The following is a 14,316-nucleotide window of genomic DNA, read 5'->3' as shown; positions in this document are numbered from 1 at the left end:
AACTCCTTCACAGATGGCGGCGTCGGGTCGAGACGTGCCGTTCGTACAGCTCCCGTGCCTTGACCGCCGACGGTCGGGTCGCGGTCTCGGCCACAGGAACATCCCACCAGGCATGCGCCGGCGGCGGGCCCGACACAGTGTCTGCCGTTTCGGTCTCGACGTAGACACATGTGGGTGTGTCCGCCGCGCGCGCCTCGGAGAGCGCCGCGCGCAGGTCACGTACGGTCTTCGCGCGCAGCACCCGCATGCCCAGGCCGGCCACGTTGGCGGCCAGGTCGACGGGGAGCGGGGCACCCGTGAAGGTGCCGTCGGCCGCGCGATGGCGGTACGCGGTGCCGAAGCGCTCGGCGCCGGTCTCCTCCGACAGGCCTCCGATGGACGCGTACCCGTGGTTCTGCACCAGCAACACCTTGATCGCGACGCCCTCCTGCACGGCGGTCACGATCTCCGTCGGCATCATCAGATAGGTGCCGTCGCCGACCAGCGCCCAGACATTGCGCTCGGGCGCGGCCATCTTCACGCCGATCGAGGCCGGGATCTCGTAGCCCATGCAGGAGTAGCCGTACTCCACGTGGTACTGGTCCCGGGAGCGGGCCCGCCACAGTTTGTGCAGGTCACCGGGGAGGGAGCCGGCCGCGTTGATGATCACGTCCGACTCGTCGACGATCGCGTCCAGCGCGCCGAGGACCTGTGGCTGCGTCGGCCGTACGTCCGGCTCGTCGGCCTCGTAGCAGGCGTCGACGCGCTGCTCCCAGCGCTCCTTGTCCTCGGTGTACTCGGTGACGTAGGAGCCGGCGACCCGGTGGTCGTGCATCTCCAGCCTCTCGGTCAGCTCCTCCAGGCCGGTGCGGGCGTCCGCGATGAGCGGCATGCCGGCGAGTTTGTGGCCGTCGTAGGGCGCGATGTTGAGGTTGAGGAAGCGCACGCCCTCGCCGGTGAAGAGGGTGCCGGAAGCGGTGGTGAAGTCGGTGTAGCGGGTGCCGACGCCGATCACCAGGTCCGCGGTGCGGGCGAGTTCGTCAGCGGTGGCGGTGCCGGTGTGGCCCACTCCCCCGACGTCCTGAGGGTGGTCGTGGCGCAGGGAGCCCTTGCCGGCCTGCGTGGAGGCGACCGGGATGCGGGAGACCTCGGCGAACTCGGCGAGGGCCTCCTCCGCGCGGCTGTGGTGGACGCCGCCGCCGGCGATGACGAGCGGACGCCGGGCGTCGCGGATCATGCGTACGGCCTCGGCGAGTTCGGTGGGGTCGGCGCCCGGACGCCGTACGGCCCAGACGCGCTCGGCGAAGAACTCGTCCGGCCAGTCGTACGCCTCGGCCTGGACGTCCTGCGGCAGTGCGAGGGTGACCGCGCCCGTCTCGACGGGGTCCGTGAGCACCCGCATGGCATGGAGGGCCGACGGGATCAGGGCCTCGGGCCGGGTGATCCGGTCGAAGTACTTCGACACCGGGCGCAGACAGTCGTTCACCGATATATCGCCCGCGTACGGCACTTCGAGCTGCTGGAGGACCGGGTCGGCGGGGCGGGTGGCGAAGACGTCGCCGGGGAGGAGCAGCACCGGGAGGTGGTTGATGGTCGCGAGGGCGGCGCCGGTGACGAGGTTGGTCGCGCCGGGGCCGATGGACGTGGTCACGGCGTGCGTGGAGAGGCGGTTCGACTGGCGGGCGTAGCCGACCGCCGCGTGCACCATCGCCTGTTCGTTGCGGCCCTGGTGGTACGGCATGACCTCGCCGTACTCGACGAGCGCCTGGCCGATCCCGGCGACGTTGCCGTGACCGAAGATGCCCCAGGTGGCGCCGATCAGCCGCTGTCGTACGCCGTCACGCTCGGTGTACTGGGCGGACAGGAAGCGGACGAGCGCCTGTGCGACCGTGAGCCTCGTCGTTGAGGTCATCGGTAACCCCCTGTGCCTTCTGCGTGGTCCGGATGGAACCAGATCCGCCACTCCTGTACGGCTCCGCCGCTCCCTATGACTCGACGGCCCGCACCGCACCTCAGGTGATCAACGCTGTTGCGAAACCGTCTCCTTCGGCCCTCAGGCCGAGTTCGCGCCTTACGGCCTCGGCGCTGGACGCACACGGCACGCCACAGCCGGTGGCGACCGCGCTGCAGGCGCGAAGCTCTGCCATGGGGCGGGTGACGTAGTACATGTCGTGGCCGCAAAGGCTCTTCGACAAAGACCTCCGGCGCGGGGCCGTAGCGGGCGGGGAGTCTTCGCTCGCACTTCGCTCCTGCCAAAGCAAAGCGGCCACCCGCGCCGGAGGCGATCTGTGCCCGGGCGTCACGGGGCACGTAGGCGAAGTCGGTGACTCCACTGAATACGCTGTCCCGGCCCAGGAGTTGGTACTTCTCGTTCTCGATGTCCACGGTGCATCCACCGTTCAGCGGAAGCACGATCCATTCACTGTCCCCGGGGGTGAACATGTGCGTGCCACCGGGCTCCCACTCCACGATCCGCAGGCTGCTGTGGGTCCCGTTGCCCGTCCCGGCATGCGGCCCGCTGTTCGTCCCGTTGTGCGGCTCGTGGTTCGTCATAACGCCCTCACAGCAGCCCGACGGCGGTGTCGACGGCGCCGGCCACGTCCCCGTCCGCCGGGTAGAGCAGCGAGCGTCCGACCACCAGGCCCCGCACGGTGGGCAGTTGGAGTGCACCGCGCCACTTCTCGTATGCCCCGGCTTGCTCCTCGACGGAGCCGCCGACCTCACCGCCGAGCAGAACCGCCGGCAGCGTGGAGGTCCGCATGACCTCGGCCATGTCGTCGGGGTTCTCGGTGACCGGGAGCTTCAGCCAGGTGTACGCGGAGGTGCCGCCGAGACCGGAGGCGATCGCGATGGACTTGGTGACGGCCTCGGCGGACAGGTCGTTGGCGACCTTGCCCTCGGGGGTGCGGTGGCTGATGAACGGCTCGACGAAGACCGGGAGTTGACGCGCCGCCATCTCGTCGACGGCGCGGGCGGTGGACTCCAGGGTCGCGAGGGAGCCCGGGTCGTCGTAGTCGATCCGCAGGAGCAGCTTGCCGGCGTCGAAGCCGAGGCGCTGGATGTCCTCGGGGCGGTGGCCGGTGAAGCGGTCGTCGAGTTCGAAGCTCGCGCCCTGGAGGCCGCCGCGGTTCATGGATCCCATGACGACCTTGCCGCCGAGGGCGCCGAGCAGCAGCAGGTCGTCGAGGATGTCGGCGGTCGCGAGGACGCCGTCGACGCCGGGGCGACGGAGTGCGAGGCAGAGGCGTTCCAGCAGGTCGGCGCGGTTGGCCATGGCGAGTTTGCGGTCGCCGACACCGAGGGCGCCGCGGGCCGGGTGGTCGGCGGCGACGATCATCAGCCGGCCGGAGTCGCCGAGGAGCGGGCGACGGGCGCGACGGGCGGCCGCCTCCGCGATCGCCTCGGGGCGCTGGGTGCGCAGACGGACGAGTTCCCCGATGTCGACGCTCACTTGACGGCCCCCGCGGCGATCGCGGCCGCGATCTCGTCCGGCGTCGGCATCGCGGAGGAACACTCCAGGCGGGAGGCGACGATGGCACCGGCCGCGTTGGCGTGCCGCATGATCTTCTCCAGGTCCCAGCCTTCGAGCAGGCCGTGGCAGAGGGAACCGCCGAAGGCGTCACCGGCGCCGAGGCCATTGAGCACGTTCACGGGCAGCGGCGGCACCTCGGCCTGGTCGCCCTTGCTGTTGACGGCGAGGACGCCCTTGGGGCCCTGCTTGACGACCGCGACCTCGACACCGGTGTCCAGCAGCGCCCGGGCCGCGGCATGCGGTTCGCGCACGCCGGTCGCGACCTCCACCTCGTCGAGATTGCCGACGGCGACGGTCGTGTGCTTCAGGGCCTCGGCGTAGAAGGGGCGGGCCGCGTCGGGGCCACTCCCGGCTGTGTCCTTCCAAAACATGGGGCGCCAGTCGAGGTCGAAGACCGTCGTACCGGACTTGGCGCGATGGGCGAGCGCCGCCAGCGTCGCCGTGCGGCTGGGCTCCTCGCTCAGGCCGGTGCCGGTGACCCAGAAGATGCGGGCGTCACGGATGGCGTCGAGGTCCAGCTCGTGGGCGTCGATCTCCAGGTCCGGGGCCTTGGGCTGCCGGTAGAAGTACAGCGGGAAGTCGTCCGGCGGGAAGATCTCGCAGAAGGTGACCGGGGTCGGCAGGCCGGGGACCGGGGTGACCCAGCGGTCGTCGACGCCGAAGCCCTGCAGGGCCTCGTGGAGGTAGGTGCCGAAGGGGTCGTCGCCGGTGCGGGTGATCACCGCGGTACGGCGTCCCAGGCGGGCCGCGGCGACCGCGACATTGCTCGCCGAGCCGCCGAGGAACTTGCCGAAGGACGTGACCTGCGGCAGCGGGACGCCGGTCTGCAGGGGGTAGAGGTCCACTCCGATCCGCCCCATGGTGATCAAGTCGTACGCCATCGGCTTCCCTCGGTCTCCCTTTTGCAGCGGCGCTTCCGTCAGCGTTGCGCTTCGGCTCTCTTCGGCTTTCTAGCCTGACCGGGGAGGGCTGTCAATATTTTGTCCGGACATTCGAACGAGCCCCTCCGGGGAGAAGGGGGACGCCCAGACGTCTGCCGGGTTCTGCGGCAGCAGGCGTTGGCTGTCAATGTGCCGCGCCCTGTACGACTCTGGTGCCTTTGCAGCACTCGTGTCACAAAGGCACCTTCCCTGTCACACATGTCGCATGTACGCAGGTCTTGCGTCACACCCGGTGCACAGGCACTGTCCCCTTCTCACGGTGCGTCGTTGACGGGGCACAGGCTTTGTGATCGCCAGCGCAGCGCACGGTCCCCCCGACGACCGCCCCCGGTCGCCGCCGCGGCGCGCGCAGGGAGGTGCAACCGATGACCGACCGAAGGCTCTGGTCCTACAAGGAGATCGCGGCTCACATCAAGGTGCAGCCGGACACCGTACGGTCCTACCGCAAGCACGGTTTGCTGCCGCCGCCCGACCATGTGGAGAGCGGTAAGCCCTTCTGGTACGCCGACACCGTCCGGGCGTGGGTCGCGTCCCGCCCGGGCAACCGCGGGCGCAGATCGGATTGACCTCCCGGGAAGTCGTCCTCCCGGAAAAAATCGACTGTGCCCCCATCGCCCTGTGGGGCACAGTCGCCCCATGAGTTTCTCCGTCAAACCCACCCTGACCGGCGACAGGACCGTGCTCCGCCCGTTCACCGAGGCCGACGCCGAGGGGATGTGGGAGATCATCGGCGACCCGGAGGTCCAGAGCTTCACCGGGGATTCGCCCGACGAGCTCACCCCGCAGCGGCTGCGCTCCTGGTACGGCACCCGCTCCGACCAGCCCGACCGCCTCGACCTCGCCGTCACCGACCGCGCCACCGGCGAACTCGTCGGTGAGGTCGTGCTGTACGAGTGGGATCCCGACGCCCGCAGCTGCACCTTCCGCACCCTGATCGGACCGCGCGGCCGGGGCCGGGGCCTGGGCACCGAGGCCACCCGGCTCATCGTCGGTCATGGCTTCGAGCAACTGGGGCTGCACCGGATCCAGTTGGAGGCGTATGCCTACAACCTCCGTGCCCTGCACGTCTACGAGAAGGTCGGATTCGTGGTCGAGGGGATCAGGCGGGAGATCGAACTACGGGACGGCGCATGGGTCGACGAGGTGCTGATGGCTCTCCTCGACCACCAGTGGGCCGCGCTCAACTCCGCGGATCTCAACGCCGACCATCCCAGCTCCACCGGTCCCAGCTCCACCCATCCCGACTCCAGGGATCTCAGCTCCACGGCTCGATGACCGTCACCCCCGCCCCCGGCGCCGTCCCGAGCGCCGCCAGTGCCGACGGCGCCGCGTCCAGCGTGATCGTCGACGTCACCAGCAGATCGGGCCGCAACGCGCCCGACCGCACCAGCTCCAGCATCGGCGGGTAGGTGTGCGCGGCCATGCCGTGGCTGCCCAGCAGTTCGAGTTCGAGGGCGATCGCGCGGGCCATGGGGACGGGGGTCGTGCCGGACTCCGAGGGGAGCAGGCCGACCTGGATGTGCCGGCCCCTGCCGCGCAGGCTGTTGACGGAGGCGGCACAGGTGGTGGGTGAGCCGAGGGCGTCCAGGGAGAGGTGGGCGCCGCCACCGGTCAGGGCGTGGATCGCCGCCGCCGTGTCCGGTGTGCCCAAGGCGTCCACGCACTGGGCCGCACCGAACTTCCGCGCCAGGTCCAGGGCCTGCGGTGAGACGTCCACCGCGACGACCCTCGCACCCGACGCCGCCGCGATCATCACCGCCGACAGGCCGACCCCGCCGCAGCCGTGCACGGCGACCCACTCCCCCGCCGCCACCCTGCCCTGCTGCACGACCGCCCGGAACGCCGTGGCGAACCGGCAGCCCAGCGAGGCCGCCGTCGCGAACGACATCTCCTCGGGTACGGCGACGAGGTTGACGTCGGCGTGGTCCAGCGCCACGTACTGGGCGAAGGAGCCCCAGTGCGTGAAGCCGGGCTGGGTCTGGCGTTCGCAGATCTGCTGGTCGCCGGCTGCACACGCCGCGCAGCTGCCGCACGCGCACACGAACGGCACGGTGACCCGGTCGCCGGGGCGCCAGGCGGTCACCCGGTCCCCCACCGCCTCGATCACGCCGGCGAGTTCATGGCCCGGCACATGCGGCAGCAGGATGTCGGGGTCGTGGCCCTGCCAGCCGTGCCAGTCACTGCGGCACAGCCCCGTCGCCTCGACCCGCACGGTCACTCCATGGGGGGCCGGGTGCGGGTCGGGCACCTCACGCACCTCGGCCGCTTCGCCGTACCGCTCGAACACCACTGCCCGCATGCCGGTCTCCTTTCGGCCGCGCCCCGTGCACGGAGATCGTCCAGGAACGCTAGAGGCTCCACCGAGTTTGCGATACGGCACCCGCGCCCGCTGGGAGGTCAGCGGTGCGCGCTCACCTTGTCCCGCTCCTCAGCGGGCTCGGCCGCCGGGGCCGGCGTCGGTTCGTCGCCCGACTCACTGACTCCGAACCGCTCGTGGAAGCGCCGCAGCGGTCCCGGGGCCCACCAGGTGGCCCGGCCGGTGAGACGCATGACCGCCGGGACCAGCAGGCTGCGGACGATCATCGCGTCCATCAGCACCGCCAGGGCGATGCCGAGACCGAGCATCTTGGTGTTGGTCACCCGCGAGGTGCCTATCGCGACCATCACGACCGCGAGGATCACGGCAGCCGCGGTGATCAGTCCTCCGGTGCGCTGCAGACCGTGGCGGACCGCCTGGTCGTGGTCGCCCGTCGTGTCGTACTCCTCCTTGATGCGGGACAGCAGGAACACGCCGTAGTCCATCGACAGGCCGAAGGCGACGCAGAACATCAGCACCGGGAGGGTCGTCTCTATCGAGCCGGGGGTGGTGAAGCCGAGCAGGCCGGAGAGATGGCCGTCCTGGAAGATCCAGACCACCGCGCCGAACATCGCCGTCAGGCTCAGCGCGTTGAGCAACACCGCCTGGATCGGGATCAGCACGCTGCCCGTCAGCAGGAACACCAGCAACAGGGTGACGATCGCGATGAAGGCGGCGGCCAGGGGCAGGCGCTCGGCTATCGCGTCCTTGGAGTCGACCAGGACCGCGGCCGCGCCGGTCACCTTGGTGTCGAACGGGGCCTTTGTGGCGCGCAGTTCGTCCACCAGGCGCTGGGCCGGGTCGTCGACCGCCTCGCCCTTCGGGAGCACGGTGAAGTACGCCGAGTCGTCCCGCACCAGCGGCCCGTCGACCCGGAGCACCTCCGGGAGAGCGGCGATCCGCTGCTTGTAGTCGGCGTACTGCGCCTGCGTCGCGCGTCCCTCGGCGAGCACCTCCAGGCCGCCGCCGGGGCTGCCCGGGAAGCCGTCGCGGATGTGCTGCTGCACGACATGGGACTCGGCGCTCGACGGCAACTGGCGGTCGTCGGCGGTGCCGAACTTCACGCCCAGGAAGGGCAGGCCGAGAAGGACCAGCACGGCGGTGGTGCCCAGGGCGAAGAAGGGGGCGCGGCGCATGACGAGGTTCGCCGTGCGGGCCCAGGCCCTGCCTTCCGAGGCGCTGGACGGGCCGGCGCTGGACGGGCCGGCGCTGGACGGGCCGGTCGTGCCTGACGTGCCCGACGTGACGGACGTGCCAGAGGTGCCGGGCTCCTGAGTGGCCGCCTTCGGGTCCTGCCCCCCGCTCGCGCGCCGACCGCGGCGGAACAGGCCGCGCAGATCCAGGGAGTTCACCCGGTGTCCGAGCAGGACCAGTGCCGCCGGGAGGAGGATCAGCGCGGCGGCCGCGGCCAGCAGCACCACCGCGATCCCGGCGTAGGCGAAGGACCGCAGGAAGTACTGCGGGAAGAGCAGCATCGCCGCGAGGGACACCGCGACCGTGAGGGCCGAGAAGAGGACGGTGCGGCCGGCCGTGCGCAGGGTCGTGCCGACCGCGGTCAACGGTTCGGCGCCGGTGGTGAGTTCCTCGCGGAAGCGCCGGACGATGAAGAGGGCGTAGTCGACGGCCAGGCCCAGCCCCAGGGCCGTGGTGAGGTTCATCGCGAAGACCGAGACGTCCGTGACCTCGGTGAGGCCGCGCAGCACAGCGTTCGTGCCGAGGATGGCCACGATGCCGATGCCGAGCGGCAGCAGGGCCGCGACCGCACTGCCGAAGACCATCACCAGCAGCACCAACGTGACCGGCAGGGCGATCACCTCGGCCCGGATCAGGTCCTCCTGGATGATCGTCTGCATCTCGTGACGCACCGCGACCGGCCCGCCGACGCTGACGTCCACCGGGCCGTTCGCACCACGGAACTCGGGCGCGATGCGGTCCAGGGTCTCCCCCGCCTCCTTCTCGTCGCCGGTGATACGGGCGGCGATCAAAGCCTCATGGCCGTCCTCGGCGCGCAGGGCGGGAGCCGCCGAGGGGTCTGCCTGCCAGTAGGAACCGACTCCCGTGATCCCCTTCTCGCCGGCCAGGCGCGCGACGATCCGCCGCGCCTCCGCGGCGACCGCGGGGTCGTCCACGGAGGCGTCTCCCGCGTCCACGAGGAGCAGGAGGTTGGGCTGGGAGGCGGGGAACTCACGCTCCAGCGCCTTGGTCGCGTACGTCGACTCGGCGTGCGGGTCCTCCCAGCCGCCGCTGCCCAGCCGGTCGGCGACGCCGCTGCCGGCCAGCACGGCGAGCGCGGTGATCACCAGGGCCACGAGCAGCGACAACCGGGGGCGTGCCGTCACGAAACGGGTCCAGCCTCCGACGCGGGGCGGCCTGTTGACTTCGGTCATGGTGCGGTGTCCCCTTCACACTGATCCATGCTGTGCGCCGCCCGGGCAGCATGAAGCCGTCACTGCCATAGACTGACAAACACGAGAGATCGCTCGCGTTTCTCAAGAATGCGAGCGACCGCTCGCGTTTGTCAATCGCGTTCGGAGAACTGGGGATAACGCGTGTCCGCCAACCGGGAGAAGGACGACCAGGTCCAGCAGGAGAAGGAGCAGCCGCGCCGCCGCCAGGCCCGCGGCGAGCGCCGCATCGCCCAGCTGCTCGATGCCGCGGCGGCCGTCTTCACCACCACGGGCTACACGGCCGCCAGCACCAACGCCATCGCCCGCGAGGCGGGTGTCTCGCCGGGCACGCTGTACCAGTTCTTCCCGAACAAGGAAGCGATCGCGATCGAGCTGGGCGACCGCCTCATGCACGAGATGCGCGAGACGTACGGCGAGGCACTCGCCCCGGTCGACCCCGCGACTCCCCTGGACGAGGCCGTCGGCTCGGCCGTCGACCGGTTCATCGCCTTCAACTGCGAGCACCCGGTGTTCTTCGCGCTGATGCACGGCCCCGACATCCCCGGCCGCATCGCCGAGGAGCACGACGCCCTGCACGCGACCCTGCTGTCCCGGATCGAGGACCTGCTGTCCTCGTTCCTGCCCGATGCCGTCCCGGCCGACCTCACCCGGACCGCCCATATGTGCCTGGGCATGTACAAGGTGGGTCTGGAGCTGGTTCTCGGCCACGAGGGCGTCGAGCGCGACGCCTACGTCCAGGAACTGAAGAACGCCCTGATCCGCTACCTCGACCCGCTGGTGGGCGACCGGACCGGCCGCCCCGACCCGGCCCGAACGGCGACGTGACGCAGCTCTGCTGCAAGGTACGCATAGATCAGCTCCGGAGTACGAGGGCCCCCGCCTCGACCCACTGTCCGTCGCCCGGCGCCGACCCGCATCCCGGGACGATGACGCCGGACGCACTCATGTTCGGCCACGCCTCGGGCGGTTCGTGCCGCATCCTCGGGTGCCTCGCGCCGTACCGTCAGGCGCCGACCCCCCTTGGGGAAATACCCCGCAGGGGTATACCTTGGAGATGCGGGACCCCCTGGGTCCCCACAGCCCCACAGCCCCATAGACCCGCAGCCCCATAGACCCACAGCCCCACCGGCCCCACAGCCCCACCTGCCTCGACGAGGAGATCCACATGACCGCCCACACCGACACCCCGGGTTCCGTCACCGCCGTCTACAAGGTGAGCGGCATGAGCTGCGGACACTGCGAGGGCGCCGTCTCCGGTGAGCTGTCCGAACTCCCCGGTGTCAGCTCGGTGAAGGCCGTCGCCTCCACCGGCGAGGTCACGGTCGTCTCCGCTGCCCCGCTGGACGAGGAGGCCGTACGCGCGGCCGTCGACGAGGCGGGCTTCGAGCTGGTCGGCAAGGCCTGAGTCTGGCCATGACCCGCGCCACCGACCAACCTCCGATAACCGAGGCACCGGGCGCGCCCGCGACGGCCGCCGCCTCGCAGGTCGAGCTGCTCATCGGCGGGATGACCTGCGCCTCCTGCGCGGCCCGCGTCGAGAAGAAGCTCAACCGCATGGACGGCGTGACCGCCACCGTGAACTACGCGACGGAGAAGGCGAAGGTCAGCTTCCCGGCGGGCATACGGGTCGCCGACCTGATCGCCACCGTGGAGCGGACGGGCTACACGGCCGAGGAGCCGGCTCCCCCGGAACCCACGTCCGACGAGCCCCCGGAAGACGCCGAACTGACCGGCTACCGCCGGCGTCTGGCCGTCTCCGCCCTGCTCGCCGTTCCCGTCATCCTGCTGTCGATGATCCCGGCCCTGCAGTTCGACAACTGGCAGTGGCTCGCGCTCACCCTCGCCTCGCCGGTCGTCGTCTGGGGCGGACTGCCCTTCCACCGGGCGGCGTTCACGAACGCCCGGCACGGCGCGGCGACCATGGACACGTTGATCTCGATGGGCACCCTCGCGGCGTACGGCTGGTCGCTGTGGGCGCTGTTCCTGGGCGACGCGGGCACGCCCGGCATGCACGACACCTTCGAGTTCACCGTCTCCCGTGTGGACGGCGCCTCGCAGATCTACCTCGAAGTGGCCGCCGGAGTCGTCACCTTCATCCTCCTCGGCCGCTATCTGGAGGCCCGCTCCAAGCGCCGCGCGGGGGCAGCACTGCGTGCCCTGATGGAACTCGGCGCGAAGGATGTCGCCGTACTGCGTGACGGACGCGAGGTCCGCGTCCCGGTCGGGCGACTCGCGGTCGGCGACCGGTTCGTCGTACGGCCCGGCGAGAAGATCGCCACCGACGGCACCGTCGTCGAGGGCTCCTCCGCGGTGGACGCCGCCCTGCTGACCGGCGAGTCCGTGCCGGTGGACGTGACCGTCGGCGACGCGGTCACCGGTGCGACGGTCAACGCGGGCGGGCGGCTCGTCGTCGAGGCGACCCGGGTCGGCGCAGACACGCAGCTGGCCCGGATGGCGAAGCTGGTGGAGGACGCGCAGAACGGCAAGGCCGAGGTGCAGCGGCTCGCCGACCGGATCTCCGCGGTGTTCGTACCGGCGGTCATCCTCCTCGCGGTCGCCACGTTCGGCGCGTGGCTCGGCCTCACCGACGACACGGTCGCGGCCTTCACTGCGGCCGTCGCCGTACTGATCATCGCCTGCCCGTGCGCCCTGGGCCTCGCCACGCCCACGGCCCTCATGGTCGGCACGGGACGCGGCGCACAGCTCGGCATCCTGATCAAGGGCCCCGAGGTGCTGGAGTCCACCCGCCGGGTCGACACCGTCGTCCTGGACAAGACCGGCACGGTCACCACCGGCCGCATGACGCTCCAGGCGGTGTACGCCGCCGAGGGCGCCGACGAGGACGAGGTGCTGCGGCTCGCGGGCGCCGTGGAGCACGCCTCCGAGCATCCCGTCGCCCGGGCGGTCGCCGCGGGCGCGGAGCAGCGCGTGGGGCGGCTGCCGCAGGTCGAGGGGTTCGAGAACGTGCCCGGGCGAGGCGTACGCGGCCGCGTGGAGGGACGTGACGTGGTCGTGGGGCGCCTCTACGACGTGCTGCCCAGCGGGCTGGCCCGTGCCAAGGAAGAGGCCGAGAAAGGCGGTCGTACGGCCGTCGTGGTCGGGTGGGACGGGGCGGCCCGCGGTGTCGTCGCCGTCGCGGACGCGGTGAAGCAGTCCAGCGCCGAGGCGGTGCGCGAGCTGCGCGCGCTGGGGCTCACTCCGATGCTGCTGACCGGGGACAACCGGGCGGTCGCGGAGGCGGTGGCGGACGCGGTCGGTATCGGTGCCGATCAGGTGATCGCGGAGGTCCTGCCCGAGGACAAGGTCGAGGCCGTACGGCGGCTGCGGCGCGAGGGGCGCTGCGTGGCCATGGTGGGCGACGGCGTCAACGACGCGGCCGCGCTTGCCACCGCCGATCTGGGTCTTGCCATGGGGACGGGGACGGACGCGGCGATCGAGGCGAGCGATCTGACGCTGGTGCGCGGTGATCTGCGGGTGGTGGCGGACGCCATCCGGCTGTCGCGGCGCACGCTCGCCACGATCAAGGGCAACCTCGTGTGGGCCTTCGGGTACAACGTCGCCGCGTTGCCGCTGGCCGCGGCGGGGTTGCTGAATCCGATGCTCGCGGGGGCCGCGATGGCCTTTTCGTCGGTTTTCGTGGTGTCGAACAGCCTGCGACTTCGGACTTTTCGGTGAAGGCTACGGACTTTTCGGCGAAGTCCGAGTAAGAACCCCTCTGGAGTCCGGCGCCAGGCTCACATAAGCTCTTCACAAGACTCGCGCATCGTCCTTACGCTTGGGTCCCGATCGGCATATCGGGGCTCTTGCGTATCTAACGGACATATGCAAGAGACGCAGATCACAGTGATGTGAACGTAACCATCGAAGGGGTTCGACGGTCTAAGTTGACGATGTCAGGCAGCGTCTTGGGGGGCGTTGGTTGGCATCTGAGGATGTCTTGGGGGACTTCCTCAGAGTTGCGTTGCCGGGGCACGTACGTCGGGAAGCTTTGAGCGGCCCTCCCGACCGTGCGCTGTCCCGGCAGACCGCACACAGCAGTAGTACGGCGAGTTCTGCTCGTTTTGCTCAACTGCACGGCAGTAACACAGCGATTCAGGCGCTGTTCTCTCAGACGCCCGGCCGGATCCCGTGGGGGGAATCCGCACCGGGACATGGGAAGGCGCCCTGGACGTCGGCCCGTGGGGGGACCGCCGCCAGGGCGCCTTCTGCTATCCGCACCCACCGGAAACGAGTCGCGCCCCCGACGCCCGTGCCCTGCCGCCCCGGCGCACAGCCTCCGGCCAAGCCGCCCCGCGAAAACCCGGCCCCCGCACGCGCCGCCCGCCATGAGCCCCCCGCACCCCGACGCGGGGCCCCGAGAATCACCCCGGCACACCCAAGAGCCCCACCCCGACCGAAGCCACCCGCAGGCCTCCGCACACGTGACCCGAGCAACCGGCCGCCGATAGCACCCCGCCCCTCACCAGCAGATGCCGAGATCCCGGCCCGCCACTCAGCCCTGCCCCTCCCCTGGCCGCCCCCCCATGACCACGGCACCACCCGTCGGCCAGGCAGCACAGAACGACTCCCATACACGCCTGCCCGACCGGCCACCCGCGGCACCCCAAACCCGGCCCCGGAGCAGCCGCCCGCCGGCGGGACACCGACAAACACTCCGCCAGGGCGCCCTCCGCCACACGCACCGCACACCCAAGAGCCCCACCCCGGCCGAAGCCACCCGCAGGCCTCCGCACGCGGGACCCGAGCGACCGGCCGCCGAGAATCACCCCGCCCTCACCAGCAGATGCCGACACTCCCCGCACGCAACGCAGCCCCAACCCCCCGGCCGCGACCCACCATGACCAGGGCCCGCCCGTCGGCCAGGCAGCACAGAACGACTCCCATTCACGCCTGCCCGACCGGCCACCCGCGGCACCCCAAACCCGGCCCCGGAGCAGCAGCCCGCCGGCGGGACACCGAGGAACACCCGGCCAGGGCGCCCTCCGCCGCAGCAAACACAGCCCCGCCCTCCCCGGCCGCGACGGACCGTGACCACGCCGTCGTCGGCCAGGTAGAGGATCGTCTCCCGCGCAGACCGCCAGAGACCCCGCCCCCGACCCG

The 14,316-nt window shown here is 71.0% G+C and carries 10 protein-coding genes and 1 pseudogene; 5 read left to right on the top strand and 6 right to left on the bottom strand.

Going from position 1 to position 14,316, the window contains the following annotated elements:
• Positions 1-7 precede the first annotated feature (7 nt).
• From iolD to iolC, 4 genes and pseudogenes are all read right to left on the bottom strand, one after another.
• Positions 8-1,891 carry a 3D-(3,5/4)-trihydroxycyclohexane-1,2-dione acylhydrolase (decyclizing) gene (gene iolD, locus ACZ7L5_RS26295; protein ID WP_471519273.1) on the bottom strand — a complete coding sequence of 628 codons (1,884 nt, stop codon included), beginning with the start codon at positions 1,889-1,891 and terminating at the stop codon, positions 8-10.
• Positions 1,892-2,163: 272 nt separating this feature from the next.
• A pseudogene (locus ACZ7L5_RS26290) lies at positions 2,164-2,532 on the bottom strand (5-deoxy-glucuronate isomerase); the annotation flags it as partial.
• 7 nt (positions 2,533-2,539) lie between these two features.
• Positions 2,540-3,430 (bottom strand): Cgl0159 family (beta/alpha)8-fold protein, encoded by an 891-nt coding sequence (locus ACZ7L5_RS26285; protein ID WP_471519271.1) that lies wholly within the window; start codon positions 3,428-3,430, stop codon positions 2,540-2,542.
• A complete protein-coding gene (gene iolC, locus ACZ7L5_RS26280) occupies positions 3,427-4,392 on the bottom strand; it encodes a 5-dehydro-2-deoxygluconokinase (RefSeq protein ID WP_471519269.1) in 966 nt (321 codons plus the stop codon). The genes ACZ7L5_RS26285 and iolC overlap by 4 nt, the downstream gene beginning before the upstream one ends.
• 425 nt (positions 4,393-4,817) lie before the next feature.
• Here iolC and ACZ7L5_RS26275 point away from each other — a divergent pair, with 425 nt between their 5' ends.
• Complete coding sequence (locus ACZ7L5_RS26275) at positions 4,818-5,018, top strand: helix-turn-helix transcriptional regulator (RefSeq protein ID WP_362382724.1); 201 nt, start codon at positions 4,818-4,820, stop codon at positions 5,016-5,018.
• A gap of 70 nt (positions 5,019-5,088) precedes the next feature.
• Positions 5,089-5,727, top strand: a complete 639-nt coding sequence (locus ACZ7L5_RS26270; protein WP_471519267.1) for a GNAT family N-acetyltransferase — start codon at positions 5,089-5,091, stop codon at positions 5,725-5,727.
• On the opposite strand, the gene ACZ7L5_RS26265 is transcribed toward ACZ7L5_RS26270, so the two are convergent.
• Both ACZ7L5_RS26265 and ACZ7L5_RS26260 read right to left on the bottom strand, forming a co-directional pair.
• Complete coding sequence (locus ACZ7L5_RS26265) at positions 5,708-6,751, bottom strand: zinc-dependent alcohol dehydrogenase family protein (protein ID WP_471519265.1); 1,044 nt, start codon at positions 6,749-6,751, stop codon at positions 5,708-5,710. The two genes, ACZ7L5_RS26270 and ACZ7L5_RS26265, sit on opposite strands and share 20 nt — an antisense overlap.
• A 98-nt stretch (positions 6,752-6,849) precedes the next feature.
• The gene (locus ACZ7L5_RS26260) at positions 6,850-9,195 is read right to left on the bottom strand and encodes an MMPL family transporter (RefSeq protein WP_471519263.1); all 2,346 of its coding nucleotides are present in this window, start codon (positions 9,193-9,195) and stop codon (positions 6,850-6,852) included.
• A 162-nt stretch (positions 9,196-9,357) separates the two neighbouring features.
• Here ACZ7L5_RS26260 and ACZ7L5_RS26255 point away from each other — a divergent pair, with 162 nt between their 5' ends.
• From ACZ7L5_RS26255 to ACZ7L5_RS26245, 3 genes are all read left to right on the top strand, one after another.
• Positions 9,358-10,041 (top strand): TetR/AcrR family transcriptional regulator, encoded by a 684-nt coding sequence (locus tag ACZ7L5_RS26255; RefSeq protein WP_471519261.1) that lies wholly within the window; start codon positions 9,358-9,360, stop codon positions 10,039-10,041.
• A gap of 340 nt (positions 10,042-10,381) precedes the next feature.
• Complete coding sequence (locus ACZ7L5_RS26250) at positions 10,382-10,621, top strand: heavy-metal-associated domain-containing protein (RefSeq protein WP_362382733.1); 240 nt, start codon at positions 10,382-10,384, stop codon at positions 10,619-10,621.
• 8 nt (positions 10,622-10,629) lie between these two features.
• On the top strand, positions 10,630-12,891 hold the full coding sequence (locus ACZ7L5_RS26245; RefSeq protein WP_471519259.1) for a heavy metal translocating P-type ATPase: 2,262 nt from the start codon (positions 10,630-10,632) through the stop codon (positions 12,889-12,891).
• Positions 12,892-14,316: the final 1,425 nt, after the last annotated feature.

It is taken from the genome of Streptomyces sp. NPDC107528 (assembly GCF_055639295.1).
Note: the sequence above shows the minus strand (reverse complement) of the source record. Positions and strands in the feature narration are given on the sequence as shown.

Bases quoted from the DNA above. Each gene is read 5' to 3' on its own strand.
- iolD (WP_471519273.1), bottom strand. From the start codon at position 1,891: ATGACCTCAACGACGAGGCTCACGGTCGCACAGGCGCTCGTCCGCTTC.
- iolC (WP_471519269.1), bottom strand. From the start codon at position 4,392: ATGGCGTACGACTTGATCACCATGGGGCGGATCGGAGTGGACCTCTAC.
- ACZ7L5_RS26275 (WP_362382724.1), top strand. From the start codon at position 4,818: ATGACCGACCGAAGGCTCTGGTCCTACAAGGAGATCGCGGCTCACATC.
- ACZ7L5_RS26270 (WP_471519267.1), top strand. From the start codon at position 5,089: ATGAGTTTCTCCGTCAAACCCACCCTGACCGGCGACAGGACCGTGCTC.
- ACZ7L5_RS26265 (WP_471519265.1), bottom strand. From the start codon at position 6,751: ATGCGGGCAGTGGTGTTCGAGCGGTACGGCGAAGCGGCCGAGGTGCGT.
- ACZ7L5_RS26260 (WP_471519263.1), bottom strand. From the start codon at position 9,195: ATGACCGAAGTCAACAGGCCGCCCCGCGTCGGAGGCTGGACCCGTTTC.
- ACZ7L5_RS26250 (WP_362382733.1), top strand. From the start codon at position 10,382: ATGACCGCCCACACCGACACCCCGGGTTCCGTCACCGCCGTCTACAAG.
- ACZ7L5_RS26245 (WP_471519259.1), top strand. From the start codon at position 10,630: ATGACCCGCGCCACCGACCAACCTCCGATAACCGAGGCACCGGGCGCG.